Source organism: Hymenobacter sp. HSC-4F20 (assembly GCF_019599275.1).
In the GTDB taxonomy this organism is placed as follows: domain Bacteria; phylum Bacteroidota; class Bacteroidia; order Cytophagales; family Hymenobacteraceae; genus Hymenobacter.
Genome location: NZ_JAHZTD010000001.1, coordinates 2,003,019 through 2,029,857, shown reverse-complemented (window position 1 = coordinate 2,029,857; position 26,839 = coordinate 2,003,019). Strand labels below are relative to the sequence as shown.

18 protein-coding genes are annotated in these 26,839 nt (G+C 62.1%); 3 read left to right on the top strand and 15 right to left on the bottom strand.

Going from position 1 to position 26,839, the window contains the following annotated elements; genetic code table 11:
• Positions 1-140: 140 nt before the first annotated feature.
• Both K3G63_RS08650 and K3G63_RS08645 read left to right on the top strand, forming a co-directional pair.
• A complete protein-coding gene (locus K3G63_RS08650; RefSeq protein WP_220613640.1) occupies positions 141-1,799 on the top strand; it encodes a hypothetical protein in 1,659 nt (552 codons plus the stop codon).
• 605 nt (positions 1,800-2,404) lie between these two features.
• Complete coding sequence (locus K3G63_RS08645) at positions 2,405-5,551, top strand: T9SS type A sorting domain-containing protein (protein ID WP_220613639.1); 3,147 nt, start codon at positions 2,405-2,407, stop codon at positions 5,549-5,551.
• Positions 5,552-5,579: 28 nt separating this feature from the next.
• Here the strand turns inward: K3G63_RS08645 and K3G63_RS08640 are convergent, their stop codons facing one another.
• The 13 genes from K3G63_RS08640 to K3G63_RS08580 all read right to left on the bottom strand — a co-directional run bounded on the left by K3G63_RS08640 (position 5,580) and on the right by K3G63_RS08580 (position 22,514).
• Positions 5,580-6,668 carry a hypothetical protein gene (locus K3G63_RS08640; protein ID WP_220613638.1) on the bottom strand — a complete coding sequence of 363 codons (1,089 nt, stop codon included), beginning with the start codon at positions 6,666-6,668 and terminating at the stop codon, positions 5,580-5,582.
• Positions 6,665-8,014 (bottom strand): lipopolysaccharide biosynthesis protein, encoded by a 1,350-nt coding sequence (locus K3G63_RS08635; protein ID WP_220613637.1) that lies wholly within the window; start codon positions 8,012-8,014, stop codon positions 6,665-6,667. The genes K3G63_RS08640 and K3G63_RS08635 overlap by 4 nt, the downstream gene beginning before the upstream one ends.
• 73 nt (positions 8,015-8,087) lie before the next feature.
• Positions 8,088-9,320: a glycosyltransferase gene (locus tag K3G63_RS08630; protein ID WP_220613636.1), complete on the bottom strand. Its 1,233-nt coding sequence runs from the start codon at positions 9,318-9,320 to the stop codon at positions 8,088-8,090.
• Between the two features lie 47 nt (positions 9,321-9,367).
• Positions 9,368-10,249 (bottom strand): beta-1,6-N-acetylglucosaminyltransferase, encoded by an 882-nt coding sequence (locus K3G63_RS08625; RefSeq protein ID WP_220613635.1) that lies wholly within the window; start codon positions 10,247-10,249, stop codon positions 9,368-9,370.
• Between the two features lie 61 nt (positions 10,250-10,310).
• Positions 10,311-11,531, bottom strand: coding sequence for a glycosyltransferase family 2 protein (locus K3G63_RS08620; RefSeq protein WP_259404311.1), 1,221 nt, complete (start codon positions 11,529-11,531; stop codon positions 10,311-10,313).
• Positions 11,532-11,709: 178 nt separating this feature from the next.
• Positions 11,710-12,945 carry a glycosyltransferase gene (locus K3G63_RS08615; RefSeq protein WP_220613634.1) on the bottom strand — a complete coding sequence of 412 codons (1,236 nt, stop codon included), beginning with the start codon at positions 12,943-12,945 and terminating at the stop codon, positions 11,710-11,712.
• Between the two features lie 10 nt (positions 12,946-12,955).
• Positions 12,956-13,861, bottom strand: a complete 906-nt coding sequence (locus K3G63_RS08610; RefSeq protein ID WP_220613633.1) for a glycosyltransferase family 2 protein — start codon at positions 13,859-13,861, stop codon at positions 12,956-12,958.
• Between the two features lie 7 nt (positions 13,862-13,868).
• A complete protein-coding gene (locus K3G63_RS08605; RefSeq protein ID WP_220613632.1) occupies positions 13,869-15,308 on the bottom strand; it encodes an O-antigen ligase family protein in 1,440 nt (479 codons plus the stop codon).
• A 57-nt stretch (positions 15,309-15,365) separates the two neighbouring features.
• The gene (locus tag K3G63_RS08600) at positions 15,366-17,615 is read right to left on the bottom strand and encodes a hypothetical protein (RefSeq protein ID WP_220613631.1); all 2,250 of its coding nucleotides are present in this window, start codon (positions 17,613-17,615) and stop codon (positions 15,366-15,368) included.
• Positions 17,612-18,379, bottom strand: a complete 768-nt coding sequence (locus tag K3G63_RS08595) for a TolC family protein (RefSeq protein WP_220613630.1) — start codon at positions 18,377-18,379, stop codon at positions 17,612-17,614. The genes K3G63_RS08600 and K3G63_RS08595 overlap by 4 nt, the downstream gene beginning before the upstream one ends.
• On the bottom strand, positions 18,379-19,269 hold the full coding sequence (locus tag K3G63_RS08590) for a sugar transferase (RefSeq protein WP_220613629.1): 891 nt from the start codon (positions 19,267-19,269) through the stop codon (positions 18,379-18,381). The genes K3G63_RS08595 and K3G63_RS08590 overlap by 1 nt, the downstream gene beginning before the upstream one ends.
• Before the next feature lie 79 nt (positions 19,270-19,348).
• A complete protein-coding gene (locus K3G63_RS08585; RefSeq protein ID WP_220613628.1) occupies positions 19,349-19,735 on the bottom strand; it encodes a response regulator transcription factor in 387 nt (128 codons plus the stop codon).
• Between the two features lie 661 nt (positions 19,736-20,396).
• The gene (locus tag K3G63_RS08580) at positions 20,397-22,514 is read right to left on the bottom strand and encodes an ATP-binding protein (protein WP_220613627.1); all 2,118 of its coding nucleotides are present in this window, start codon (positions 22,512-22,514) and stop codon (positions 20,397-20,399) included.
• Positions 22,515-23,219: 705 nt separating this feature from the next.
• Between K3G63_RS08580 and K3G63_RS08575 the strand changes: the two genes are divergently transcribed.
• Complete coding sequence (locus K3G63_RS08575; RefSeq protein WP_220613626.1) at positions 23,220-25,337, top strand: TonB-dependent receptor; 2,118 nt, start codon at positions 23,220-23,222, stop codon at positions 25,335-25,337.
• Positions 25,338-25,382: 45 nt separating this feature from the next.
• Here the strand turns inward: K3G63_RS08575 and K3G63_RS08570 are convergent, their stop codons facing one another.
• Positions 25,383-26,204, bottom strand: coding sequence for a universal stress protein (locus K3G63_RS08570; protein WP_220613625.1), 822 nt, complete (start codon positions 26,202-26,204; stop codon positions 25,383-25,385).
• Positions 26,205-26,500: 296 nt separating this feature from the next.
• Positions 26,501-26,776 carry a hypothetical protein gene (locus K3G63_RS08565; protein ID WP_220613624.1) on the bottom strand — a complete coding sequence of 92 codons (276 nt, stop codon included), beginning with the start codon at positions 26,774-26,776 and terminating at the stop codon, positions 26,501-26,503.
• Positions 26,777-26,839 lie beyond the last annotated feature (63 nt).

Here is a 26,839-nt window from a genome sequence, read left to right as displayed (position 1 = left end):
TAGTGTGTAGTGCATAAAACCAGGTATCAGCTGCTTCGGGCTGAGCCACTTATCCTGGCCTGCGGGCCAGCCGTTGTCGGGAAGTAGGGCCAGCTCTACCGCCCCACTTTCAAGCACCGGTCACTCTTGAAAGCTGCCGTATGGAACGTTCTACTCGCTACCGCTACCCAAGTGGCCGGGCCTGGTTTGCCGCCGCCCTGCTAGGGCTGGCCGCGCCCGTCACTACCTGCACCGGTCCGCCCCACCCGCCCGTCGTGCGTACCCCGCACACGGCCGAGAGCTACGTGCGGCCCTACACCGCCGACTTCGGCTACGGCTGCAACATGGGCTACTACGGCAGCGGCTGGGACGATGAGCACCTGGCCTCGGCTATCAGCAAGGCCGGGGGGCAAACCATTCGGGTAACCCTGCCCGACCAGTTTCTGGACAAATGGGGCTGGCAGGCCCGGCAGGCCGCCTTCAATCACCACACGACTAACCTGGGGTTGCGGGAACTGGTATGCTTCGTGGGCGAGCCTTCGGCCGCGCACCGCGACAAAACCGTGTATCCCGGCTGCCGGGAGCCTTCCAAGCTGTTTGCTAACCTCTACGAGCCTATCTGGCTGGCCGACAGCACCGTGAATCCGCGCAACTACTACGCCGCTTACATCTACCGGCTCACCCAAACCTACGGCAAGCACATCCGCTTCTGGGAAGTGGTCAATGAGCCCGATTTTATTGCCGACGTCAGCAATAAGGAGTGGCTCAGCCGGGCCCCGCAACCAGCCGAAACCACCAACACCCTGGCCCCCATCTACCACTATATCCGCACCTTGCGCATCACGTGGGAGGTAGTGAAAAAGTACTGCCCCGAGGACTACGTGGCCCCCGGCGGCCTGGGCTACGCCGAGTACCTGGATGCCCTGCTGCGCTTCACCGACAACCCCCAGGGCGGGGCCGTAACGGCCCAGTACCCGGCCCGGGGCGGCGCCTACTTCGACGTGGTGGACTACCACGTCTACCCTTCCTATTACCTGCGCCGCCGCAACCTCTTGCACACCGGCTTCAACTACCAACGCAACTCCGATAATGCCGCCGCCCAGCTGCTGCGCCACAAGGTCCAGTTCGAGGCCGTGCTCCGCAAGCACGGCTTCAACGGCGAAACCTACCCCGAAAAGCATTTCATTGTCACGGAAACCAACATTAGCCGCCGCACCGCCGAGTGGCGCTACGGCTCCGATGAGATGCAGCGCAACTTTGGTATAAAAGCCTTGGTAGCGGCCCAGAAGAACGGCATCCGACAGGTGCATTTCTACAGCGTGGCCGAAGCTGCCAGCGCCCCCCGCCCGCCTGCTGGCATCCCCGTCAGCGAGGAATTTAAGCTTATGGGCCTCTACGAGAATATGAACCGCGACTTGCCCGGCCGCGAAAAGCTAACCCAGCTGGGGCAGGGCTTCCAAACCACCGCCCAGCTGCTGGCCGGCTGGCACTACGACGCCGCCCGCACCGCCGCCCTGCACCTACCTGAAGAAGTCGACGGGGCCGCCTTCCGTCGCGCTGATCAGTACCAATACGTGCTCTGGGCCAAAACCCAGCTCGATCAGCAGGAAGATGCCACGGCCCGCTACGCCTTCCCGGCCGGCTGGCCGGTGGCCGGCCTGGAGCGCCGCGGGTGGGATTTTGGGACCTCCGCCGCCAGCATGCGCCTGCCCGGGCGTGAGGTGCTGCTGGATGGGACTCCCGCCTTCTTTACCATTTTGCCCCTCACCGGCCTGCAGTTGGCGGCCACGGCCCGGCCCACTCCCAGGGCAAGCCGCTGAAGCTCCGGTACTATTTAGTCCGGGCCAGCAACTGCAGTACCCGTCGGCAGAGCTGCCCCAGTAGCAGTGTAATTATTGTATTATTAAATTATTAGTTTTTGACTTAGTTATAAAAACGCGCTAAATCAAGTATTTGTGACGAATCTAAAACTTGTGAATTGGATTTTTTGCGAAATTTGAAAGGCCGGCAGGTAGCGCTGGGCCGGAATAAGCACGTGCGCTTGGCGGTAGTGGAACGAAGCAAAGCCGCTTCGGGGTTAGGCTAGGCCTACCGATACAGCAGATGGGTGCTCCGGCGGCTTTTGTAGAGCTAGCAGGAGCAAAAAGAGGAATACGGACGCAGTTTGTCTGCTGCGTAGCGGCGGCAAACGATGGGGCTTCCCGAGGGGAAGAGCAGGTATTTTCGGGGGGCAAGGGCAGCGGTTTACCCGGTGCCAGATGCTCAGGCCGGAAAGACCAAGGGAGAGGAGAGAATGTAGTTCCGTAGCCACGGAACCCACACCAGCGCACTACACCACCCAGGCCCGCACGGCGGGTTGGCTTACCAAAACGGGGCAGCGCCTAAGCCAGGCGTTACCCTACACCTTCACCAAACTTCTTTCGAAATGGGGAAATTTTCCAGATGGATGGCGCTGCTGACCTTCACCGTGGGCATTTTGCTGGCCTGTACGGCCCGGGCCCAAACCGAAACCCGGGTAAGCATCACCGCCATTACACCCAGCGTGAACACGGGGCAGGACTACTCGCCCTGGCTTAACGACAACCTCACCGACCTGGTGCGCAACCACTGGGAGCCGGCCAACTTTCAATACATCGACGTAACACTACCCCTAGCCCAGCGCACCACCCTGACCCGCGTGCGCCTCTACGACGTTGAGGGCTCCTTTGCCGATAACCCGGCCTCCATTTACGCCCTGAGCGGGGGGCAGCGCACCTTGCTGGGCACCTTTACCGGAGCGCTTTATCAGCAGTGGGTGGAACTGCGGCCAGCCGCATCGGTCACGGCCGAAGCCATCATCGTGCGCAAGTACTGCAACAACATTCCGCAGAAAATTCAGGTGTTCGGCTACGCCAGCGGCCCGGCGGCTCCCTCGCCAACGCCTACCCCCTCACAGGCCGTTATCAGCTTTGGGGCGCTGGCGGGCAGAACGGTGGGCGACACGCCGTTTGCGCTCAGCGCTACCAGCACCAACTCCGCTACGCCCATCACCTTTACCTCCTCTAACCCGGCGGTGGCCTCGGTTTCCAATGCCGGCGGGCAGTGGCAGGCTACCGTGGTGGGGGCCGGTACTACCACCATTACGGCCTCGCAGGCCGCCAGCGCCGCCTACCTGGCCGCGGCCAGCGTTAGTCAGACCCTGACGGTGCAGGCGGCGCCAGCCCCGACGACGCCCGGCACTCCTGGCACTGCAGCGCGAGCCATCAAGTTTAAACAGTCGTTGGGTATCAATGCTTTCGAGTGGGACTTAGAAGACCCCAACCGACCCTGGGAAGTAGAGCCCTCGCGGTTGGCGGGCATGAAGAACTTCACCGGCATGCGCCACTACCTCGACTGGGAGCGTCTGGAGTCCTCCGAAGGCAGCTACACCTTCAACCCTACCCACAGCGGGGGCTGGAACTACGATGCCCTGTACCAGCGCCTGAAGGCGGAAGGCATTGAGGTGCTGGCCTGCATCAAAACCCTGCCCGGCTGGCTGCTGAACACCTGGCCCGCCGACCAGCGCGACCATGAAAACGTGCCCGTGCGCGGCGGCGCCGACTTCAGCAACCCCGCTTCCTACCGCGAGCAGGCCCGCATGGCGTTTCAGTTTGCTGCCCGCTACGGCCGCAACACAAGTCTGAGCCGCAGCCTGGTCACAGTAAATACTACCCCCCGCTGGCCCGGCGACGGCATCAACGAGGTGAAGATTGGCCTGAACCTGATTACCTACATGGAGTGCGACAACGAGCGGGACAAGTGGTGGAAGGGTGCCAAAGCCTACCAGACGCCCGCCCAGTACGCCGCCAACCTCTCAGCCTTCTACGACGGACATAAGAACACCCTGGGCGCGGGCATTGGGGTGAAAAACGCCGACCCTACCATGCAGGTGGTGATGGCCGGTCTGGCCAAGCCCGACCCCGAGTACGTGAAGGGCATGGTGGAGTGGTGCCGCCAAAACCGCGGCTACCGCCCCGATGGCAGCGTAAACCTGTGCTGGGACATCATCAACTACCATAACTACTCCAACGACGCGGGCACTTCCCAGGGCGGCAACTCTACCCGCGGGGCGGCCCCCGAGGTGTCCGACGCCGGGCCCGTAGCCCGCAGCTTCGTGCAGATGGCCCGCCAGTACTGCGGCAACATGCCCGTCTGGATTACCGAAACCGGCTTCGATACCAACCAGGGTAGCCCCTTCAAGGCCATTGCCATCGGCAGCCGCTCGGTGCAGGAAACCCAGGCCGACTGGATTTTGCGCACGGCCCTGCTGTATCCGCGCTACGGCGTGGAGCGCGTGTTCTTCTACCAGCTCTACGACGACAACCCCGGCAGCGCCACGCAGTTTGCCACCATGGGCCTGCTCAACGCCGACCGCAGCCCGCGCCTGGCTACCCGCTACCTCACGCAAGCCAACCAGCTGCTGGGCGAGTATGCCTTCAAGGAAAGCCTGAACGCTACCCCCGTAGTGGACCGCTACGAGCTGAACGGGCAATCGGCCTACGCCCTGGTAGTGCCCGACGAGCGGGGCCGCACGATGCAGTACACCCTCAACCTGGGCACTGCCTCCTACGCCGACGTGTACCGCCCAACCAGCGGCAGCGCACTGGCGGTGCAGCGGGTAAACCTCACGAACGGGCAGTTGAGCGTGCTGCTGACGGAAACGCCGCTGTTCGTGGTACCCGCGGCGGGCAGCACTGTTGGTACTACCCCGCCGCCCACTACCGTGCCGGCTACCTGCTCGGCCACGGGCAGCATCCTGCGCGAGCAGTGGAATAATGTAAGCGGCGCGGCCGTAACGGGTATTCCGGTGCTGACTGCGCCGGCCAGCACCAGCTACCTGACCCAGTTTGAGAGCAGCCGCAACCTCGGCGACAACTACGGCGCCCGTATCCGGGGCTACCTCTGCCCGCCCCAAACCGGCACCTATACCTTCTGGATTGCCGGCGACGACAACTGCGAGCTGTGGCTAAGCTCCGATGCTGACCCGGCCCGCAAAGTGCGCATCGCCTCGGTCAGCGGCTACACCAACTCCCGGGAGTGGAACAAGTACGCCAGTCAGAAATCGGCCCCGGTTACCCTGACGGCCGGCCAGCGCTACTACGTGGAGGCGTTGCACAAAGAGCAGGGCGGCGACGACTACGTGGCCGTGGCCTGGCAGCTGCCCAACGGCACCCTGGAAGGTCCCATTCCGGGTAGCCGTTTGTCGCCTTACCCGGGCGGCAGCGCCAGCCTGACGGCCACGGCCGGCGGCGCTCTGCTGGGCGAAGGTACAGGAGCCGCAGCCCGCGGGCTGGAAGCCGAGTTTACGGTGGCTCCCAATCCCTTTTCCTCCAGCAGCGAAGTAAGTTTCCGGGTGCCCACGGCCGGCCACGTAACCCTCGCCGTGTACGATTTGCAGGGCCGGCTCGTGCGCCAGCTGCTGACCGGCCCGGTGGAAGCCGGCAGTACGCAGCGCGTGACGCTGCACGCCCAGGGCCTGCCGACGGGGGTATACCTCGTGCGGCTGACTACCCCCGCGGGAGTACGCAACCAGCGGGTGGTGCTGGCCGAGTAGCCGACCCCGCCACGGCAAAACCCGCCCGTTATTCCGAGCGGGAGCGAGTCACCTGCCCCCACGCCTTGGGCGTGAACCGGGCCGGCTCGCTCCGAGCGGGATGATGGGCGGGTTTTGCCGTGGGGGGCGACGCCAACGTGCGGCGGCTTACCACGAGCAGGCGGCGCAGAAAGTAGCGGCTGAACGGAGCCTTGGTCAGGGATTTCAGCGCGTACTTGACGCCCGCCGCCGGCTGTCGGTTGGTAAAGGCGTAGAGCGCCCCCTCGCGCAGCCGGTCGGCCTCCACCTGCCGCTGCCAGGGGCCCGTAAGCTGCCGCACCCGCCGTAGCCGCTCCGGCAAGGACGTCTGCTGGAACCCCGGCTGGAGCAAGCCGGTCAGTTGCGCATCCATCAGGCACTTTTGCCGCCGGCCCCAGTAGTGCAGCAAATACGCCTGGCAGCCCACTAGCTGGCTCTGGTTTTGCAGCACCAGGGAAAAGGCCAGCTGTTCGCTCACAAACCAGCGGGTACGGGCGAAAAAGGTGTCGGCCAGCTTTAGAACATCGGGCAGCAGACCGGCATGTTGGCGGCTGACGCCGAGCACGCCCGAGTTCCAGGCCATCTGGCGGGAGTAAAACCGGGCGGGCTGCCCGGCTACCTGGAAGGCCTCCCGGGCCAGCAGCTCCAGCAGCTGCTCGGGGTAGTGCTGCTGACCGAACTCGGCAAATACGCCCACGGCATCTTGCAGCAGGTATTCGGGCTGGTGCATCAGGCTGGTAGCCGGCGTCAGGCGGGCCAGCAAGGGCGCAGGGTCGGCTACGAAAAACGTGTCGGTGTCGATGTAGAGGATGTCGCGGGCCGGAAAGCGGGTGAATACCAGTTCCAGCAGCAGTACCTTTACGCGGTGCACGTAGCGGGCCGGGCCCTTCATGTGGGTGAGCTGCTCCGGCGTCAGCAGCTCATACTGCACGGGCAGCCCGGCCAGGTAGGGCTGGAAAAACGCCGGATTATCGGTGTAAATAATGGTTTGTACGCTTGCTCTATCCCCCCTATACCACGCCCAGAAGCTCAACACCGCAAACACCGCCCGCTGATACTCGTTTTGCCTGCCGTAGGAGAGGACGATAAAGTTCTTCATAAAGTAGGATTGCGGTGGGTGATGAGCTTCACCTTTTGAAAGAGCAGATCAAGCCGGCTGCGGAACTCGGCCAAGGCCAGCGGAAAGGTATCCTGGTAGTGCAGGGGGAGGTACTTGTTCAGCACCCAGTAGCCGTAGCCCAGGCTGGCCACCAGCGTAAAGGCCGAGGCCACCGCCGCCCCGTAGATGCTGCCCGTCAGCCGGATGCACAGAATGTCGGCGGTAGTATTGATGGCCAACGCAATGAGCACCTTGATCAGGTTGAGCTGGGGCTTGTTGATGATGTCCAGTGTTACGCCCAAAAACCGCTCGATGGGAAACAGCAGGGCGCACACAATCATGATGCGGTAGATGTTGGCGGCTTCGGTGTGCACGTACTTGGGGCCCCCAATGGCCAGCACAATCACGTCGGCAAACACCAGCACGCCCAGCGCAATCGGGATGAAAAGCAGGGTGAGGGAGCCGGCGTACTTTTTCAGGGTGTGGGCTACCTCGTCGTGGCGCTTGCGGTTCACGGCCGCCGACATATCGGGCATGGCCGTGGCCAGGCCGCTGCGCAGCGGAATCTCAATGATTTCGAGCAGGCGCTGGGGCAGGTTGTACACCGCCAGCGCGGCCGGCCCGAGCATAAACTTGATGATGAAGGTATCGGAGCTGCGCAGCAGGGTAGCGCACAGGAACGTGCCGAAGCTGAACTTGCCGAAGTGGAATATCTCGGCCACGCACTCCCGGGTTTTGTGGCGCAAAGAGCCCAGGCGGGCCCAGCCCATCACCAGGGCCACCACGCTGGTGAGCAGGGAGCTGGCCAGAAAGGAGTACACAATGCCCAGCAAGCTGATCTTACCCAGCCAGTAGAGCAAAACCGTCAGCAGAATAAAGGAGCCCTGGTTGAGCAGCCGGATGGTCAGGATGGCATCGAAGCGCTGCTGGGCCTGTAGAAGCCACACGGCCACGTTGAAGGGCAGGGTCACGACCAGGCTGATGCCGAAGTACGTGAGCAGCAGCAGCAGGCCGGCGTCGGTGGTGGTGGCGGCCAGGGGCCAGGCCACCAGGTTGAGCAGCACGAAGCTGCCCGTTACCAGCAGGCCAATAAACCAGGAAGAGCCGGCCACGGTGGTTTGGCGGGCCAGGTCGGCGCCGGCGTAAAACTTGATGAGCGGGGTTTGCAGCAGGCCGGTGCGAAACGTATCGAGCAGCAGAAACGCGAACTGAAAGAACACCCAGTTGCCCATGTCCGTTTCGGGCAAAAAGCGGTACAGGATGCTGTACGTCAGGATGCTGAACACGGCCATGACGCCGTTCCCGGTTAAGGATAAGATGTGTCGGTTTTTAAACAAGGCGAGCATCAGCTACCGGGGAAGAAATGGTGGGAACAGAAGGGCGGAAAAGGGCAAGGCAAAGGGGCAGCGGTAAGCAGGCTTAGGCATGAGCCAGAGCAACAGGGGCAGCGGCCGGGGGCGAGGCTGCCCGGATGGCCTCGTAGATCTGCCGGACGCTGTTTTCCCAGGTATGGGTAGCGGCAAACGCGGCCCGGCGGCGCTGGCGCTCCGCGGAGTCCTCCCACAGGGCCTGCTCAATCAGGGCCACGTAGTCGGCGCCCGAGTCGGCCAGGTAGGTGTGCTCGGCGAAGATGTCCATGGCCTGGGTGCGGGTAGCTACCACGGGCTTGCCCAGGGCCAGGTACTCATCAATCTTGCGGGGGTAGTTGCCAATGGTCATGTCGTTGACCAGCTGAGGGTTGAGGCACACAGTAAACTCCCGGATGTAAGCCGGCAGCTCCGCGGGCGCCTTCGGACCCAGAAAATATACGTTGGGCAGCTCGTGCAGAGCGCTGGCTTTAAACGCCTCGTCCTCGGGCCCTACCAGCACCAGGCTCCACTCGGGGCGCTGCCGGGCCAGACTAACCAGCAGGTCAATGTCCAGGCGCAAACTCACCAGGGCCCCTACGTAGCCAATCAGCGGCCCGGAAATGGGGGCCAGGTCGGGGGGCACGGTGGTGGCCGTCGTTGCGGCGGGGGCTACGTCGCAGCCCTGGCCCACGTAGTAGGAATTAGGGTTGTAACGCTGGCAGTAGGAGGCCAGGTAGCTGGAGTTGGCTACGCACACATCGGATTTGGCAATGAGCTGGGGCTCCAGGCGGCGGCCGTGCTTGCGCCAGTAGTCCACGGCCAGCATATAGTCGCGGGAGTAGTACACGCTCACGGCAGGGGCCAGCAGCTCCTTGAGGTAAAAGCTGCGGAAAATGTCGTTGTCGTTGAAGAGCACGAACTCCTGGAAGCCCAGGGCCTGGATGCCGCGCTCAATAGCGGCGGCAAAGCGGCGGTTGTTGCGCTTGTTGAGCAGGTCGTAGAGGGGGGAAGCCGGCAGCCAGTTAATCGACTCCACAATGGCATCCGGGGTAAGCACCCACAGGTTGTCGCCGGCCATCTGCAGGGGCTGCTCCTGGCCCCGCACCACCCGCAGGCGCTGCTGCACCCAGCCCGCGCGGCGGTGCCGGAGCACGGTGTTGCGGTCCAGGGGGGCATTCACGTAGAGCACCCGGTTGTGGCGGGCAAACTCCAGGGCAATGTTGCGGCAGTTGCTGCCAATTTCGGTGTCCCAGGGCTGCTGGCCCACCACCACAATATCACGGCCGAGTAGGGTATTCTCCATGTAAAATCAGGCTAGAAGTAAACGCGGCCGCCGCCGCCGGGTGCGCATCAGGAAACGGGTTGCAGCGGGGCCGTGAGCAGTTGCTCATCTACCAAATCGAGGACGGTAGCATCCACCGCCGGGTCAAACTTGCGGGCAAACAGCTGGGGGCTGGCCCGCAGGCGCTCGAAGTCAGCCGTCGTCAGCACCTTGGGGTTGGCCCCGCCCTGGCTCCAGTCGATGTAGCGGTAGTTGTTGTTGATGATGGTGGGGCGGTAGGGCGAGTTCATCAGGATGGTAGAAATCAGAAACTCGTCGGAGCCCCAGGTAAACATGGTGAAGCGGCGTAGGGCCGGGTTGTCATCCAGGAAATCAACCAGGTACTGGGCGCAGGTCCGGCTCAGGGTCCACCAGGAGCCATCTTTGCCCCCGTACAGGGTGTAAGGCAGCGGAAACCGGCGCTTGGGCAGCAGCCAGTTCAGGGTGGATTGCAGCACGTACTGGCCCTTGAAGTGGAAGTAGGTGGAGTGGTACTTCTCGACCCGGGTAATGGCGTGGGCCCACCACTCCGAGTCTTCGGCGTTGGCCTCGAAGGAGAGAAAGGAGCGCCCCCGGTGGCGGGCAAAAAAGCGGTAGATAGTATCGGCGGGCTTGATGGGGTAGTCCTGGGCGCTCATCAGGTTGATGAAGTCGTAGGCAATGCCGGTGGCCAGGATTTCGCGGGTGCACTCCACAATGGCTTTGGTGAAGCGGTAGGAGGCCCAGCGCACGTAGAGGCGGGTGGTGGTCAGGCGCACGCCCGGCAGCTCCTCCAAAAACTCGAAGTCCCGGCGGTCGGCCTTGGCGTCCAGGTGAATGTAAAAGTCGAAGCCCTCGTGGGCCATGGCCGTTACCAGGCGGGCAATCTGCTCCGGACCTTTGTGGGCCATAATCAAATGGGCTATTCGCATCGCCGAAGGAAAGTTGGGTGAACGGCTACTGAATGGCGGGTGGGGAAGGAGCGGGACGGGGTCAGGCTTTCGGAATGCTCAGGTTGCCTTCCAGGGGCTGGGTGCGGGCGGCCTTTTCCCAGGCCGCCGACTGGGTGCCGCGCAGGTAGCGGCGGAAGCCGGCAAACACGGCCACGTTCATGCTGGTGAAGTACAGCGGCACGAGCAGCAGCTTGCGGCTGCGACCCTGGCTTTCGGCGCGCCAGCCCAGGTAGGCCAGCCCGTAGAACAGGACCTGGGCCGCGAAAAAGGCCGCGTAGAAGCCGCCGTGCAGCCCGGCCAGCACGGCGCCCAGCACCAGCAGCAGCACCAGCGCCACCGGCGTAAGGCTCCAGCGCAGCACCCGGTGCGAGACGTAGAGGAACGTGACCAGCGGCTGGCGTAGCGGGTTCAGCAAGGAGCGCAGCCGCACCATCGACTGCCAGCCGCCGGCGCAGATGCGGATTTTGCGCTTCATTTCCTCGGCCAGGGAAGCCGAAGGGGCCTCGGCGGCGTAGGCGGCCGGCTCGTAGACCACGCGGTAGCCCTTCTCCACAATGCGCAGGGACTGGATGAAGTCGTCGAGGATGGTGTCCTTTTCCAGGGGCTGGAACAGGTTGGAGCGGAACGACACCAGCTCGCCGGCCGCGCCCATGAGGGAGTAGATTTCGGAGTCGCAGCGCTTCAGGAAGGACTCGTATTTCCAGTACAGCCCCTCGCCGGCCCCGGAGGCCGAGTTGTGGGCCAGCACCTTTTTCTCGCCCGATACGGCGCCCACCTGCGGGTCCTGGTAGTGCTTTACCATCTCGCGCACGGCCTCGGGGTTCAGGAAGGAGTTGCAGTCGGTGAAGATGACGTAGGGCGTGCGCACAAACTCCATAGCCCGGTTTTCGGCCAGCGACTTGCCGCCGCGGAAGGGGGAGTGCAGGTGCTCCACCTGGGGGTAGCGGGCCAGTACTTCGGCCGAGTTATCGGTGGAGCCGTCGGTAATAAACACAAGCCGCAGCTTCTGGCGGGGGTAGCTCAGGGCCAGGCAGTTGGCTACTTTGTCATCGAGGATGTCGGCCTCGTTGTAGGCTGGCACTACCAGCGTCACGTCGGGCTCAAAAAACGCCAGGGGGCGGCGGGGGCGCACCAGCCGGCTTAGGCGGGCCAAGGCCCAGGCCACCAAGCCGTAGCCCACGTAGGTGTAAAACGCCACGGCAAAAGCGGCCCAGAACAGATAGAGGTACACGTTGCTCATCATGGGGAAAGGGTAGCTCAACAGCTGCTGAAGAGGTTGGGCGTCACGTGGGAGGAAACGCGGATGTGAGGTAGGGAGAGGGGGAGGGCGGAAGGGCGGTCAGGACTGCCGGCGGGCCCGCAGGCCCCGGATAAAGCCGAACACCAGGCAGGCGGCGGCCGGCAGGGCAATAAGTTCGAAAGGCATAGCGCGGGGGAGGTTAGTGGTCCAGCGAGGCGTCCAGGGCCTGCACCCGGTGCGGAGTAGCGAGAAAGGCCGTTTTGGAGCGGTTGATGCGCAGCAGGGCCAGTATCATGCACAGCAGGGCGTAGGGCAGGCGCACCACGGCCGTGAGCAGCTGCCGGTTGTAGAGCCGCGCGGGCAGGGAAATAAGTAGGGTCAGGGCCAGCACGGCCAGCAGCCCGGCCCAGAACAGCGGCGCGGGCCCGGCGGGTAGCACGAAACTCAGCCCCACGGACACGAGCAGCAGCAACCCGAGCACGCCAATAAGCAGGGTGCGCGGCACCAGAAAGGCCTGCACTACCTTGTTGAAGAACTCGAGGTTGTCGTGCTCCATGAGCTGCTCCAGCCCCTCGGCGGCGTACTTCTTCAGGAACTCGAACTGCGAGGCCAGCCAGCGGCTGCGCTGCTGGGTGAACACCTGGGCGTTTTCCACCTTCTCGTCATAGACGTACACGCTGTCGAGGTAGCAGATTTTTTCCTGGTCGCGGGCAATGCGGAAGTCCAGCTCCTTGTCCTCGCCCACCGTCTCGCCGATGCCCTGGAGCAACTGGCGCAGGTAGCCAAACTCAAAGGCCATGCCCGAGCCGATGAGGGCCGCCGAGAGGCCCACCGCAAAGTGGCCCTTGCGGTAGATGTGGTTGTTGATTTCCTCGTTGCAGGCGTCGAGCAGGGCAAAGGCCGAGTCGGTGTTTTTGGCCGTGCGGTGGGTTTGCACCACCTGGTAGCCGGCCTCGAAGGCCTCGTTCACTGCCTCCAGGCAGCCCCGACCCATGAGGTTGTCCACGTCCAGGACCATGGCTACCTCGAACGTGCGCGGGGGGAGCTTTTCCAGCGCGTAGAGCAAAGCCTTGCCCTTGGTGCTGCGCGCAAACTGGACTTCCAGCACCTGCGCCCCCATCTCGCGCAGGCTCGCCACGGTAGCCGCTTCCAGGCCATCGGCAATAACACAGACGGTGTGCGCGCCGCGGTAGGCGTGGCGCAGCGCGGCCCGGGTGGTTTCCAGCACCACCGTATTTTCGCGGTAGGCCGGAATCAGCACGCACATGGCGCGGGCCGGGCGCGGGCGAGAGTTGGCCGCGGCTGGCAGGGCCGGCCGCTGGGACGGGCGCAGATGGCCGGCAATGGCAAAAAACAGCAGGTAGGCGCAGTTTAGCAGCAGGTAAATACCCAGCACCCAGAGCAGCCCATCCAGAACGAGAGTAATAAGGGTCATAGCGTAGGGATTAGGTAGTAGTAGCGGAAGGAGTGCCCAGGTGCTGCAGATTCCACCACAGCCCGCGGCCCAGGGCCCGCAGGTGGCTCCACTCCGAGCGGCGCGAAAAGGCCACGGCTTTCTTGGGCAGGGCCGCCAGCAGAAACACGCAGGTGCTCGTCCACAGCGACCAGCCGGTGAAGTTGCGGCGGATAAAGAGCAGGCGGTTGCGGTTCATGTAGTAGGTTTTCAGCACCGAGGCTTTGCCCACCGACATGGACTCCTTGTGGTAAATGGTGGACTCGGCCACGTAGTGGCAGCTGTAGCCCCAGCGCTTGATGATTTCGCAGTAATCCAGCTCTTCGTAATAAAGGAAGTACACCTCCGGCATCAGACCTACCTCGTCAATCACGCGGCGCGGCACCATCATGGCGGCCCCGTCGGCGAGCTTGGTAGGGCCGGAGGTGTTGTGCTGGCCGGCATCAGGCTCTCCGTGGCCGATGGTCACGCTACGGCCCGTCCAGGTGTTGATGCCCCGCGAGCCGGCGTACTGAATAATATCGTCGGTGCCGTGGAAGATGATTTTGGGCGAGGCAATGCCGGCGTCGGGGTTGCTTTCAAACAAAGCCACCAGAGGCTCCAGAAAGCCGGGCGCTACCTCCGTGTCGTTGTTGAGAAACAGGATGTATTTGCCCCTGGCCTGCTTGATGCCCAGGTTGTTGCCGCCAGCAAAGCCCAGGTTCTGGGCGGACCGGATCAGCTGCACCTCCGGAAACTGCTCCCGAATGATGCCGGGGTCATCGGTGGGGGAGGCATTGTCCACGACAATGATTTCCACGGCCGGGTACGTGAGCTGGCGCAGGGAAGCTACCATCTCGCAGGTTACCTGGGCCTGGTTGTAGTTGATGGAAATAATAGATACCAGGGGCGTTGCCATAGGCTGATTACTGCTGTACAGGTTCAGGTTCCGAATCCAGCCGGGGCCCCAGAAAGATGAAGGCCCAGGAGATGTACACGATGATGGCCGAGGGCATGAAGTTGATAACCTCGTTGCCGTAGCTGCAGAAGAGGATGCCCGCCGCGCCGGCCGTCAGGGCGTTGAGCTTCACGCGCAGCTTAGGGTCCCGGATGTTCCAGACGATGCCGCAGCCCTTGCCCACGATGTAGAGCATGATGCCAAACCAGATGATAAAGCCCACAATACCGTACATCACCCACACCTTCACCCAGTAGCTGTCGGGCGGAATAGTGGAGAGGTAGCTGCCCGGGTTGTACTTGATGCCCCAGGCCCCAATGGTGCCCACGCCCCCCCCGAAGGGGTGCGACTCCAAGTAGTTGCGCAGCACCAGCTGGTTGTTGAGGCGCACGTTCAGGGAGGCATCCTGGGGGTCCAGGGCCGTGCGCATGCGGTAAATGTTGTAGTTCGTGTCGCCGATGTGGGTGTACTTAAGCACGTACAGGGCTGAGAGGGCCAGCACCGAGCCCACCACTAGGGCCTTGATGTTCTTGCTGATGAGCAGGGCTACCCCAATCCCCACGATAAGGGCGAATAAGGCCCCGCGCGTCCCGGAAATAAACATGCCCGTAATCAGCAGCCCGGCCGCCAGCAGCAGCAAGGTTTTCTGCCATTTCTTGAACGGCCCGAAGCCCAGAATCAGGGCTATCAGGGCAATGTGGGCCTGGGAAGCCCCGAACTGGCCCGCGTCGCTGTAGAAGGAAAACACCCGCAGCTTGCCCCAGAGCAGGTGGGTTTTGGCGTTGCCTTCGTCAAGGAACTGCTGCTCGCCCGGCGAAAGGCCGATGTAGAGCTGCTTGAGCCCGTTGAGCGTGCCCAGCACCGACAGCCCAATCAGCAGCACCAGAAACAGGTTCAGGTCTTTTTTCTGGTTGAACAGCAGCAGCGAGAGGGGCACCGTGAGCAGCCAGTAGAAGGAGGCGCTGCGGAATTCCTGCACCCAGCCCATGAGGCTGGCCCCCGAGGGGTTGCCCAGCTCCAGAATGTTCACTACAAACCAAAACAGGGTCAGCAGTACCAGGTCGTTCTTGAGGTAGCTCCAGTCGAAGCGGCGGTGCTGCACCAGCACGGCCACGGCCGTGGTAACCAGCAGCCCATCAATGGCCATGCCGTAGGGTGCCCCGCCTACCTCCCGGTCGATGATGAAGAACAGGAAGCAGTAGCAGAGCAGGGCAATGATGCCTACCCGCGGTGTGGTGAACAGGATAATGACAAAGGGCACCACCACGGCCAGCACAATCAGCAGGGCCGGCACCAGTACCCCGGCCCGCGCCGTACTCCAACCCACTACCACGGCCGCCAGCACCCCGAGCAGGAGCTGAACCCCGCGGCTTCTCAGAATAGTAGCTGACGATACAAAGTGACTCATAACGGGGAAAGGCAGGCAAGGCGGCGGGCCGGGCCCGCGGGCAAGAAAAACGGGCGGCTACGGGTTGAGCAGCCCCTGGAGTGGCCGTGGGGGTAGGGCGGCGCGCTTGCCGCTGGCCGATTTCACCCGGGCCCCAATAAAATCGGTCACGTATTCGGGCAGCACGCCGTTGAGCACTACCTCAATGGGGGCCCGCGTAACGTTCTTGATGTTCTCGAAAATCTTCTTGTCGGCCTGCTCCCAGCTGCGGGTGGCCTTCACCGCCACCAGAATCAGGTCCAGGCTTTGCAGCAGAGAGGCAGGGTAGGTAGCTTCCAGCAGGGCCGGAAACTCTACAATGATGACGGCATTGTTGTAGGCGCGCGTGCCCGCCAGGTCGGCTACCGTCACGCCCTGCGACAAGCCCTGCAAGGGCGAGTAGTAGGCCGTGTGTCCCTCCAGCCAGGTGTGCTCGGCGTGGTCGTTCGGAAACAGCCCCAGGGTTTTGATCTTCATGTGGTTGAGGCTGGTCGTCAGGGAGGTGGAGAGGGTAGTTTTGCCCTCGCCGCTCTGGCTGCTGAGTACCCCAATGATGAAGGGCTTAGCGGAATCGTCCTTCTGGTGCATTTTCAGCAGCAGCTGGCGGGCCAGCTGGTCCTCGGCCCGCTGGGCGTCCAGCAGTTGCTTCTGCGTAAGGTTGGTGGTGCTCGGGATAATGCCCATCACCGGGAAGCTGGTCACCTTAGTAGCCAGGGCCGGCTTCTGCAAGGAGTTGTTGAGCAAATCAACCGTCACCAGGCCAGCGCCGGTAAACAGGAAGGAGGCCAGGCACCCCCCTAGCAAAAGAACCAGCAGGCGGGTGCCGCCGGCCGTCACGGGCAGGTTGGGCGGGTCCACTATCTTCAGCTGCGAAGCCAGCTCCACGTTTTGCTGGGAGAGTTTGCTTTGCTTCAGGCCCTCCACCTGCGACATATACTCCTTCTCGGCAATTTCTACCTCGCGGCGGATTTTACGGATTTCCGCCCCCAGCGGTACCAGGCTGTTGTACTGGCTGGTGAAGTTGTCTTTCTGCCGGCGCATAGAGTTGAGCTGCCCGCGCAGGTCTTCTACCTGCAAAGCATTCTTGCTGTAATCCTGCAGTAGGTCCTTCACGGCCACGCCCTGCACCGAGCGGGAGTCGGCGTCGTAGCTGGTGGTGGCCGCGTCGAGGCTGCTGCTTACACTGGCGGCCTGCTGCCGGAGGTTGGCCACGCGGGCGGCGCCGTCCGGGGTGCTGGCGCTTTTGGTCAGCAGCTCAGCTTCCGAAATCTGCTCGTTCAACTCGGAGAGGCGGCTGCTCAGGCGCAGAATCTCCTGGCTTTTCAGGTTGGAGACGCCACGCGTGCCCAGGGCCGCCTGCGTCGACTTCAGCGCCGAGCTGGCGCCGGCGTACTGCATTTCCAGCTCGTTGAACTTGTCGGCCGTGAGCTGGCGCTCCTCCGTGGAGGTTATCATCTGCTTGTCGTAGTCGACGATGTTATGCCGCTGATGAAACTCCAGCAGCTTCTTTTCGGCCGCCTGCAGCTTGGTGTAAGCCTTCTGGGTAGCTTCATCGAAGTAGCCAATCACGTTGGCGTTCTGCACCACGAATAACTCCCGGTGCTTGCGGATAAACACTTGGGTCAGAATATCCAGGGTTTCGCGGCACACCTGCGGGTTTTTTGAGCTGTACTCAATGCGCAGCAGGTCGCTGTCCTTGATGCGGCTGGCGGCAATGTTCCACATGGCCGCCTCCGAGTAGTAGGGGTGCTTGGAATAGAGCAGCTTGTACACGGCGTTGGTGTTGTTGACCCGGTAGGCCGCCGTGAGGTTGGCCAGGGTTTCGGCCTCCGTGTTGCCGGCCAGTGTGGCCGCCAGCGAATCGAGCAGGGGCGCATCGGCGGCGGCCTGCTGCGCCGGCCAGAGCACCCGCTGCACCGAAGCCAGCACGCCAGTAGGCGCTATAGCGGCCTGCTGGGCCGTGGCTGCCGTGGCACCGTTGGCCTTGCGCTCCTGCAGGTGGCGGGCCAATAGGCGCAGGCCCACTTCCTCCCGCGTTTCGCGGGAGTTAATCAGGGAAAGCAGGTTATCGAAGGCTGTGGAGGCGGCGTTCCAGCCCCCGCCGGCCGCGTTGTTGTCGCCGTCTATTTTATAGCCCGAGGCAATGCCGGTGTAAATGACCGTATCAGAGGTGTACTTCTTGTCCCGGTTGCGGCCGAAAAAATAGATGGAAACGCTGGTAGCCAGCGGCACCAGCACCAGCAGCAGCCAGTGGCGGCGGAGCAGCCGGAAAAGGTCTTTAAGCGTCATCGGCCAGTCATTAAAGCGTGAAGGGGCGAGCCCAAAAGGTCTTCTAACAGCAGCAGCGCCGTCTGGTACTTGTTGCGGGCTTCTTCCTGGGCCAGCAGGGCTTTGTTGTGCAGCTCCGTGGCAGTCATCTGCTCATCTACCTGCAATTCACCGCTGCGAAACTTGCTGTCAGCCAGCTTCTTGCTGATGCCGGCCAGCTGCACAGCGCTTTGGTGGTGCTGCAGGTTGGCGCGGGCCAGGGCCAGCTCCTGATAGAGCAGAATCACCTGGCGGCGGATTTCCTCCTCGCCAACCGCCCGCTCGGCCACGGCCTGCTGCAGAATCAGCTCCTGCTTGTGCACGGTAGCGCGGCGGCTGGCCAGCTGCTCTAGGGGCACCGTCAGGCTCAGGCCCACGTTGTACTGGGCGCGGGCGCCAAGGGCAAAGGCGTTGAGTTGCTGCACGCGCTCCGTAGAGCCGTTGGTAGAGAAGTAGGGCAGGGTGCCGTAGTTGTAGCTGGAGCCCAGGGCCAGGGAGTTCAGGATCTTTTTCCGGGCCAGCCGGATGTCCTCCCCCGCTACCTGCTGGGCGGCCTCCAGCTTGTCGATGCCTGCCGAGTGGCCAATGGCGGCCTGGTAGAGAATGGGTAGCACTACTTCGGGGGCCTTGAAGAACCGCTCCTCCCACGCTTCCGCGGGCGGGGGCGGGGGGCCGGGCGTCTGCCCGCGGGAAAGCAGCGGAGCCAGGGCCAGCACCAGAACCGGGAAAAAATGGGCAGTTTTCATTACACGTTCTCCTTTTGCAGCAGCGCCGGGAAGGTTTTGAGCAGAATCTGCACGTCCTTGCGGAAGGAGTAGTTGGTGGCGTACTCTACGTCGAGGGCCTTGCGCTCCTCAGCCGACATGTCGCCGCCCTTGCCGCGCTTGCTCACCTGCCAGAGGCCCGTAATGCCGGCCGGCGCCAGAAAGCGGGTGGCAAACTGGTCGGTGGTCAGCTTTTCGGCCTCGTAGAGGGGTAGGGGGCGGTTACCCACCAGCGACATGTCGCCGCGCAGCACGTTGAAGAGCTGGGGTAGCTCGTCGATGCTGGTGTTGCGGATGAACAGCCCGATGCGGGTAATGCGCGGGTCGTTGGCAATCTTGATGAAAGCGGCCTCCTCCCGGGCCTTCTTCGCCCGGTAGTAGTGCTTCTCGCAGATGCGGTTGCCGTGCTTGTCAATCAGGTGGCTCTGGCAGGTGCCGCCCTCGGCGGTGCAGGCGCAGGCACCAGGCTCCAGAGTTTCCTCGTCGGCGGCGGCCTGGTACTGGTTCAGGTTTTTCATGGAGGCCAGCAGCTGGTCGGCATCCTGGCGCATGGAGCGGAACTTCCAGAACCGGAACTTGCGGTACCCGGTGCCTACCCGGTAGGAGTAGTACAGCACAGGCCCCTTCGACTCCAGCTTAATCAGCAGGGCCACCACCACAAACAGCGGCAGCAACGCCAGCAGAATAGTAGCCGATACAACAATATCGAAGGCGCGCTTGGCTACCGGCATGCGTAGCCCGCTGCCCGCGGGGTGCAGGCGCTGAGCCGAACGGGCTTTCTTGGTTTTGCGGTGTGTGAACTGCCACCAGTTGGGTAGCAAAGGCTGAGGGGTACTGCCTGAAGGGTAGAGGTTAGGAGCGGTAGCGTTCATAGCCGGAAAGGAGTAGTAGACCAATGCATACAGGGAATTTCGGGTAGAGTAGAACGAGAGTAGAAGCGGGCAGAATAGACTAAGCCCGGACGCGGCCCAGGACGTTTTTGATTCTGATTTCCAGTTCCTCCGGGTTAAAAGGCTTCACGATGTAGTCGTCGGCCCCCTGGCGCAGACACTGAATCTTTTTGCTGCTCTCATCGGCCACCGACAGCATCAGCAGCGGGGTAGTGCCGTAGGTGGTGTGGGCCCGCAGGCGCTTAAGAAATTCCAGCCCGTCCATCTGGGGCATTTCGTAATCGGCCACAATAGCATCGGCCTGGTGGCCCTTCTGCAGCCAGTTCAGGGCTTCCTGCCCATTGGAGGTCACGACTACATCGTACTCACTGGAGAAGTAGTGCTCCAGAATCAGCCGGATAGACGGCTCGTCATCAATAATGAGGAGTTGTTTCTTGGGGAAGACCATAAGTGCCAACGGTTATGGTGAAAGGAAAAGAGCAAGCTCTTGTGACTAACCAAATAATAAGTTGTGTTTAACCTGAGCCGCGGATAGGGCACGCGCACAACAATGCACCAAAAGGCCCCCTGACCGCACGCAAAGCGGCCCAAGGTTTTTGGAGTGAAAACGGGTGGGAGTGGGTAGAGAGCTACAGGCAGGCAGTAGCCCGTGGGGGCTAGTGTAGCAGGTCGGAAGGAAAGCTGGTAAGTGTCGCAGTGCTCACATAATCAGAGGGTAAACCTGGAGTAAGTGAGGCTGGACGTAAGCCAGTAAGCGGTTAGAGAAGGGTATGCCAGGCTATAAGGCCAGGTCAGATGAGTAGTCGTGTTTCAGTTTCGCCAGAAAAGACAGATGACTGCAACTCAGTTCATCAAACTTGTTAAGTCAGTGCGCATCCACAGATACGCCAGAGAATAACATATGTTGTATTCTTATGTAATTATATCAATTATTTTTTGTGTTAAAAAATATAACAGGTAAAAATTTCTATGAAATAAATTCAATGGAAGAAAGACTGGTTGCAAAACCGGATGCGAAGGTGGTATCAAGAAGGCATGAGAACAGAAGAGACAAAAGGTAAGAAGCTGAACATCAGCGCGTAGCTAATAGCAACTGGGCTGGACATCCGTTAGGGTATCGGAAGGCCGGGCGGCCCAGAGAAAATTTCGGTTTCTGCCGTTGTTTCGGCAGTCTGCTGCTCCAGGTGCTGGGTGAACAGCTCGGCAGTACGGCTGGTAATGGCATCCAGCAGGTTCAGCAAGCTCAGCAAGGGCTGGGCCGTGACGGGCGGTGGATGCATGACTTTTTCCAGTTGCTTGAGGCAATTGGTAGCTTCCGTCATTTGCAGGCTGCCATACGTAGATTTCAGGCTGTGTGTAAGCTGGGCCGCAACTTCCCACTGGCGCTCATGAAGAGCAGTGCGTAAGTGCAGAAGCTGGCTGGGTACCGTATCCAGAAATAACTGCTGCATCTTCCGGATAAACTCCTGGTCGTGGGCCAGCTTACCGAGCTGGGAGAAGTTATAGGTAGGCTGCGGCAGGTCGGGGGTAGCTTGGGTGCGGCCGGTGGCCCGGGCCATAAGCCGGTACAGGTCGGCCTCGGGATACGGCTTAATCAGATAATCTGTGAAGCCCTGGTGCAGGTAGGCATCCACCTCGTCCTGCATGGCGTTGGCCGTCAGGGCAATAATGGGGGTATGCTGATTTAGGTTGGCCGTAGCCCGCAGGTAGGCCGTGGCCTCCAGGCCGGTGAGCTGGGGCATCTGAATATCCATCAGAATCAGGTCGTAGCGCTGGGTTTCGGCCAGGTCTAGCGCCTGCCGGCCATTGGTGGCTACGTCTACCTCCGCGCCCCAGTCGCGGAGCAGCGAAGTGGCTACCAGCTTGTTAATGGAGTTATCCTCGGCCAGTAGCACCGACAGCCCCTGGAGCAGTCCTGGGGCCAGGGCCGGGAGGGTCTCCTCCTGCTGGGGCGCGTGCGAGCTGCGGGGATACACCAGCGAAAACCCGAAGCAACTGCCCTGGCCCGGTTGGCTTTCCAGCCAGATGTGGCCTCCCTGCAGCTCTATCAGGCTCTTGCAGATAGCGAGTCCTAACCCCGTGCCGCCGTAGCGCCGGGCCGTGCTGGTAGCTGCCTGGTCGAAGGCCCGGAATACTTCGTCCGCTTTGTCGGGGCTGATGCCGATACCAGTGTCTTCCACGCAGAAATGCAGGTGCACCAGTTCCTCATCTGAGTGCTGGACTTTCGCTGTTACCCTGATCTGGCCCACCTCCGTGAATTTCAACGCGTTGGTTATCAGGTTCAGGAGCACCTGCCGTAGCCGGAACGGGTCACCTTCCACGGGTGGAACGGCCGGGCCAGGCAGGCTGGTGAGTAGCGTCAGCCCTTTCTGACGGGCTAGGTGCTGCAAAGAGCGGGTAGTGTCGCGCACGGTAGCCGCTACATCAAAGGGTACCCGCTCCAGATCCATTTTGCCCAGCTCTACCTTGCTGAAGTCCAGAATATCGTTGATGACGGAAAGCAGATTTTCGGCTGTGGAGGCAATAAGGCCCAGGTTTTCTTCCTGGTGAGGAGTTATAAAGCTTTCCTGCAGCAGCCGCGTCAGGCCCATAATGCCGTGCAGAGGCGTCCGGATTTCGTGGCTTACGGCGGCCAGAAACGCCTGTTTACGCTGCACCAGGGCCTCGGCAGCCAGGCGGGCGCGGGTAGCCTGGCGAAGGGCCAGCTCCTGGCTGGCCTGCCGGGCCAGCAGGTGCAAGGCCAGGTGCTGCTCAGCACTCAGGTTCCGAGCAGTCGTATCACAGACGCAGAGCGCGCCTACGGGCACTCCTTCAGTTGTGCGCACGGGGTAGCCAGCGTAGAAAACAACCCCGGGTTGCGCCTGCACCAACGGGTTGGTGGGAGCTAGCTCCGCTAAGCCACGCTGATCGAGCACCAGTAAGTCGTTGGCCGAGATGGTATGGGCGCACAGAGAGTCGGCGCGCGGCAGCCAGGTGAGCGGCGTGCCGGTGCGGGCCTTAATCCACTGCTGGGTTTCATCCAGAAAGCTGAGGCAGGCAATTGGGGTGCAGCAAGCCAGAGCGGCTTGCTGCACAATGGCGTCAAATTCCGGCTCCAGTTCAGTAGTCAGCAGATCCAGGGCGCTTAACGCCGCCAGCCGCTCCGCTTCCCTCGCGCCAGCGAGGCCGGGAGCAAACGGCGCTACCCCTGGAGCGTCGGGCTGCTTACAAGACAGGGTAGAGTTCATGCATAGTTCTGATTAGGGATGCCCGGATTGTTGTGCTCCTTATTAGCAAACAGCGCAGCTGGCAGTGGCATGCTGTTGCCGAACCCCACTACCTCAGCCCTCGGTCAGAAGCTGCTTTGCTAAAGGCAGCCCTGCTCAAAACGTGATAATATGTGGTTGCTATTTCTGTATTACCAAGATGCAATACTAATATGTAAAAATAAAGTTTTAATTTTTATTGTTATTGTTATATTATTATGAATTCACTTTTACTGTCGAGCTTCTTAGGCGTGCTGCTTCCCGCCATAACAGTCTGGCTCAAGCGTAGACGAGGCCGGTTGCGAATTTGGCTTTGGGAAAAGAATATATGCTGATTTCTATACTGATAACTATCTGACTGCGAAACAGTGACTCCGGGAAATAAGGCGGGAAAAGAAAGCTAAAACAGGGGGGTATTTCACTGCCAGAACCAGCAGTAAGAAGCTGGCAGCAAAGAAATTAGGGGGCTTATACTCGGAGGCCGCACCCTCTGTTGGCCCAATAAAAAAATTATGGCCTACCCCGAAAAATAGTTTTGCAGACGCCGGCTGCGCTGCCAACGGGTAGCAAAAGTTAGGTCTCGCCAAACGAAATGCCCGCAATCCGGTATAGGTTCTGACCGTAGCTACGGCCCGCCTCCTGGAGGGGGACACCTGCCCGGCTTCTGGCTTTCCGTTTCCTGCTTGCATGACCTCCTATTACACGCTACCCCTGTTGCTGCTGCCCTGCTCCGTTGTGGCTCAACAGCTATCCTCCGCCCCGCCCGATACCGCCTTGTTGCGGCCCCGGGTACTGCCCGAAACTACCGTGGTCGGCTACGGTCAGCAGTTGCCCTTGCGGCGCACGGCGGCGGCCGTGGCTGTGCTCGATGCCTCCGTGCTGGAGCGTTTTCCGCAGAATGCCCTAACCCAGGCCATAAACACGCTGCCGGGCGTACGGCTGGAGGAGCGCGCCACGGCCAGCTACCGGCTGAGCGTGCGGGGTAGCACGCTCCGCTCCCCGTTTGGGGTGCGCAACACCAAGGTATACTACCAGGGCCTGCCCTTCACGGAAGCCAGCGGCAGCACTCCGCTCAACCTGCTGGATCCGGCTTTACTGGGAGGAATCGAGGTAGTGAAAGGTCCGGCCGCCAGCGTGTACGGGGCCGGTACCGGCGGGGCCGTGCTCCTGACCGGCCGCCGCCCGGCACCCGGCACTACCCGGGGCCAGGTGGGCTTCACCACGGGCAGTTTCGGGCTGCGGCGTTACCTGGCTACGGCCGAAACCGGCAGCGCCACCGGCTACCTGCGCGCCAGCTACGCCCGCCAGAGCCTCGACGGCTACCGCCAGCAAAGTGCCCTGCGCCGCGACGTACTGGCCCTGGATGGAGAGTGGCAGCCCACTGAGAAGCAGACCCTGAGCCTGCACACGCTCTACTCCGATATCACCTATCAGCTGCCGGGGGGACTAACCCGAGCGCAGTTCGAAGCAAACCCGCGCCAGGCCCGGCCGGGTACGGCCACCAGCCCTGGCACCGTGGCGCAGCGCACGTACTACGCCTCTCGCTCGGCCTTGGTAGGCGGCACGCACGAGGCCCGCTTTTCTGAGCGCCTACAGCTGCGCACTACCTTCTACCTGAGCGGCAGCCGCATCAATACGCCTTACCTCGTCGATTTTGAGCGCAATACCTTGCTGGGTGGGGGTGGCCGGGTAGTGGCCAGCTACCGCACCACGCTGGCCGGGCGCACCCTGCGGCTGCAGGGCGGAGGCGAAGGCCAGACGGGTTTTGAAAGCTCCCGCAACTACCAGAACCGCGCCGGCACGCCCGGCCCGCTGCGCTACGACGACGAAATCCGGACGCTCACGGGCTTTGCCTTCGCCCAGGCTGACTACGAGCTGCCCGCCGGGCTGCTGCTCACGGCCGGGGCCAGCTACAACCGGCTGCGTTACCGCATCAGCCGCCTTTCCGACGCGGCTACTCGTCCCACGGCCTACGAGCTGGAGCGCAACTTCCGACCTGAAGTGTCGCCGCGGGTGGCCTTGCTACGCGAGTTCGGGCGGAACGTATCGGTGTACGCCAGCGTAAGCTCGGGCTTCTCGCCGCCCACGGAGGAAGAAATCCGCCCTTCGGATGCTTCCATCAACCAGGCCCTGCAAGCCGAGCGTGGTACCAGCTATGAGGTAGGGGCCCGGGGCCAGCTCTGGAACGAGCGGCTGCGCTACGATGTAGCCGTCTATGACCTGCGCCTGCGCCAAACCATTACCACCCGTACCACCGACCAGGGGGTTCAGCTTTTCGCCAACGCCGGCACCACCCGGCAGCGCGGGGCCGAAGCGGCCCTGAGCGGCTGGCTCTGGCGGCCTGCGGCCCCCGCCAGCCCGACCATCGCCCTAGCGCCAGGTGGCCTGCGCGCTTTTGTGAGCTACGCGTACAATCAGTACCGTTTCGGGAGCTACGCCAGCGGTGGCAACGATTACAGCGGCAACCGGCTCACGGGTACGGCGCCACATACACTTACAACGGGCCTGGATTTCAGCGAGCAGCTCGGGTTTTACCTCAACCCCACGGTCAACCACCAAGCTCGCCTACCCCTCAACGACGCCAACACCGACTACGCCCCTGGCTATTGGACGTTCGGGAGCCGAGCCGGCTGGCGGCGGGAGCTGTTTGGGGCTTTGGCCCTTGACGTGTTCGGGGGAATTGAAAACGCCACAAACCGCCGCTACTCCCTGGGCAACGACCTGAATGCCTTTGGCGGACGTTATTTCCAGCCGGCACCCGGCCGCAACTGGTACGGTGGCCTGCAGCTTGGGTGGCGCTGGTAGCCGGCGTGGTCATGCTTACTCAACCGCCCTGGTAGAGGGGAGGGGTTAGTCGAGGGCCGGGAGCAGCAGGATGGGTAGCTTCCCGTGCAGAATAACCTGCGAGGTAACGCTGCGGTTGAATAGCTGCCCCAGAAAACTCCGCCGACGGGCCACGAGCACCAGCAAATCAGCGTGGGTTTCGGCAGCGGCCTGCAGAATGCCACTGGCTACGTGCCGGTGCCGGACGCCATGCGCATGCACGCGGTAGGTGGTGCCTGCCGTCAGGCCACTATTGGTAACGGCCGTAAGGGCCGCTTGGCAGCTGTCGCTGTTTTCGGGTTCTGCTACGTGCACTACCGTCAGGTGGGGCTGAAGCAGCTGCAATACGTGCTGTATTCCCGCCGACTGGACTTTCAGATCAATAGAATTATTATCGGCGGCAATAGTAACGTGGCGGGGTGAGGCGGGGGCCTGCGTTCCAATGGGCACTACCAGCAGCGGAGTGCGGGTGGCACGCAGCAGCTTCAGCGAGGTGCTGCTCACCAGCTCATCGGGGGTACTTTCGGTAGCGGGCTTACCCAGCACTACCACGGAAGGGGAGTAGCGGCGTACGGCGTCGGTTACGGCTCCTTCCACACCATCCACTGCCGACTCAACGGTGGTGCTCACTCCCAGCGGCTGCACGCGCGCTTGCAGGGCGGCCGCAATTTCTCCCTCACTCATATGGCGGACGCTGCCGTTGAATGCGTCCGGGTCGAGTAGGGTTTCGCGCCGAATGTGCAGGACGATCAGGGACGCCTGCACGGAAGCAGCTAAAACTGCCGCGTAGCGGAGGGCATGGTCGGCGGCGGGCGTAAAATCAGTCAGAACGAGAAACGGAGCAACCATAAGGGGGCAGGATGGGAGTGGAGAGCGACAAGCTACGCCTAAGGATTGTATACGGGAAATGCTGGGCTATGTCGCAGCGGCGGCCGGAAAACTCGTAGCGGCTGGCGCCGGCTACCTCGTCCCGGCAAGTCTTGCCCAGAAGGGCGTATGCCCGGCGTGCACCCGCGGCATCGCACTACCCGGCAAGGGGGCGCGGCAATAAAAAACCGGGTAAAGCGAAGCGGCTCTAATCAGAGCAGGTTCGCTTTACCCGGATCCTATACGGCGGCTCCCGTGGGTAGCAGCTGGTAACCGACCTAGCGGTTGTTATCGTCAATAGGGTTATTGAAGCCCGGAATATCCAGTTCGTCGCGGCGGGTCATGTTATCGGGGTCGGGCCCGGTAGCGCCAGCTCCGTCAAGGGGAATACCCGTAGTTTCCTCCTCCAGGCGGGCGGAGGTATCGAGCGTGCCTTCCTCGTCGCGCTTGTAGCTGTACAGTTCTTCGCGGTGCTTGCGCTGCTCTTCCGTCAGGTTAGCGCCTGAATTCGGGTCGAGGGCAGCGGCAGGGTCTTGGTTTGGTTCGGTAGCCATAAAAAGAGAAGTAAGAGAGCCAGCGTTGGGGCGCTTAACCCACCGGTAGTTTGGTTCGATACG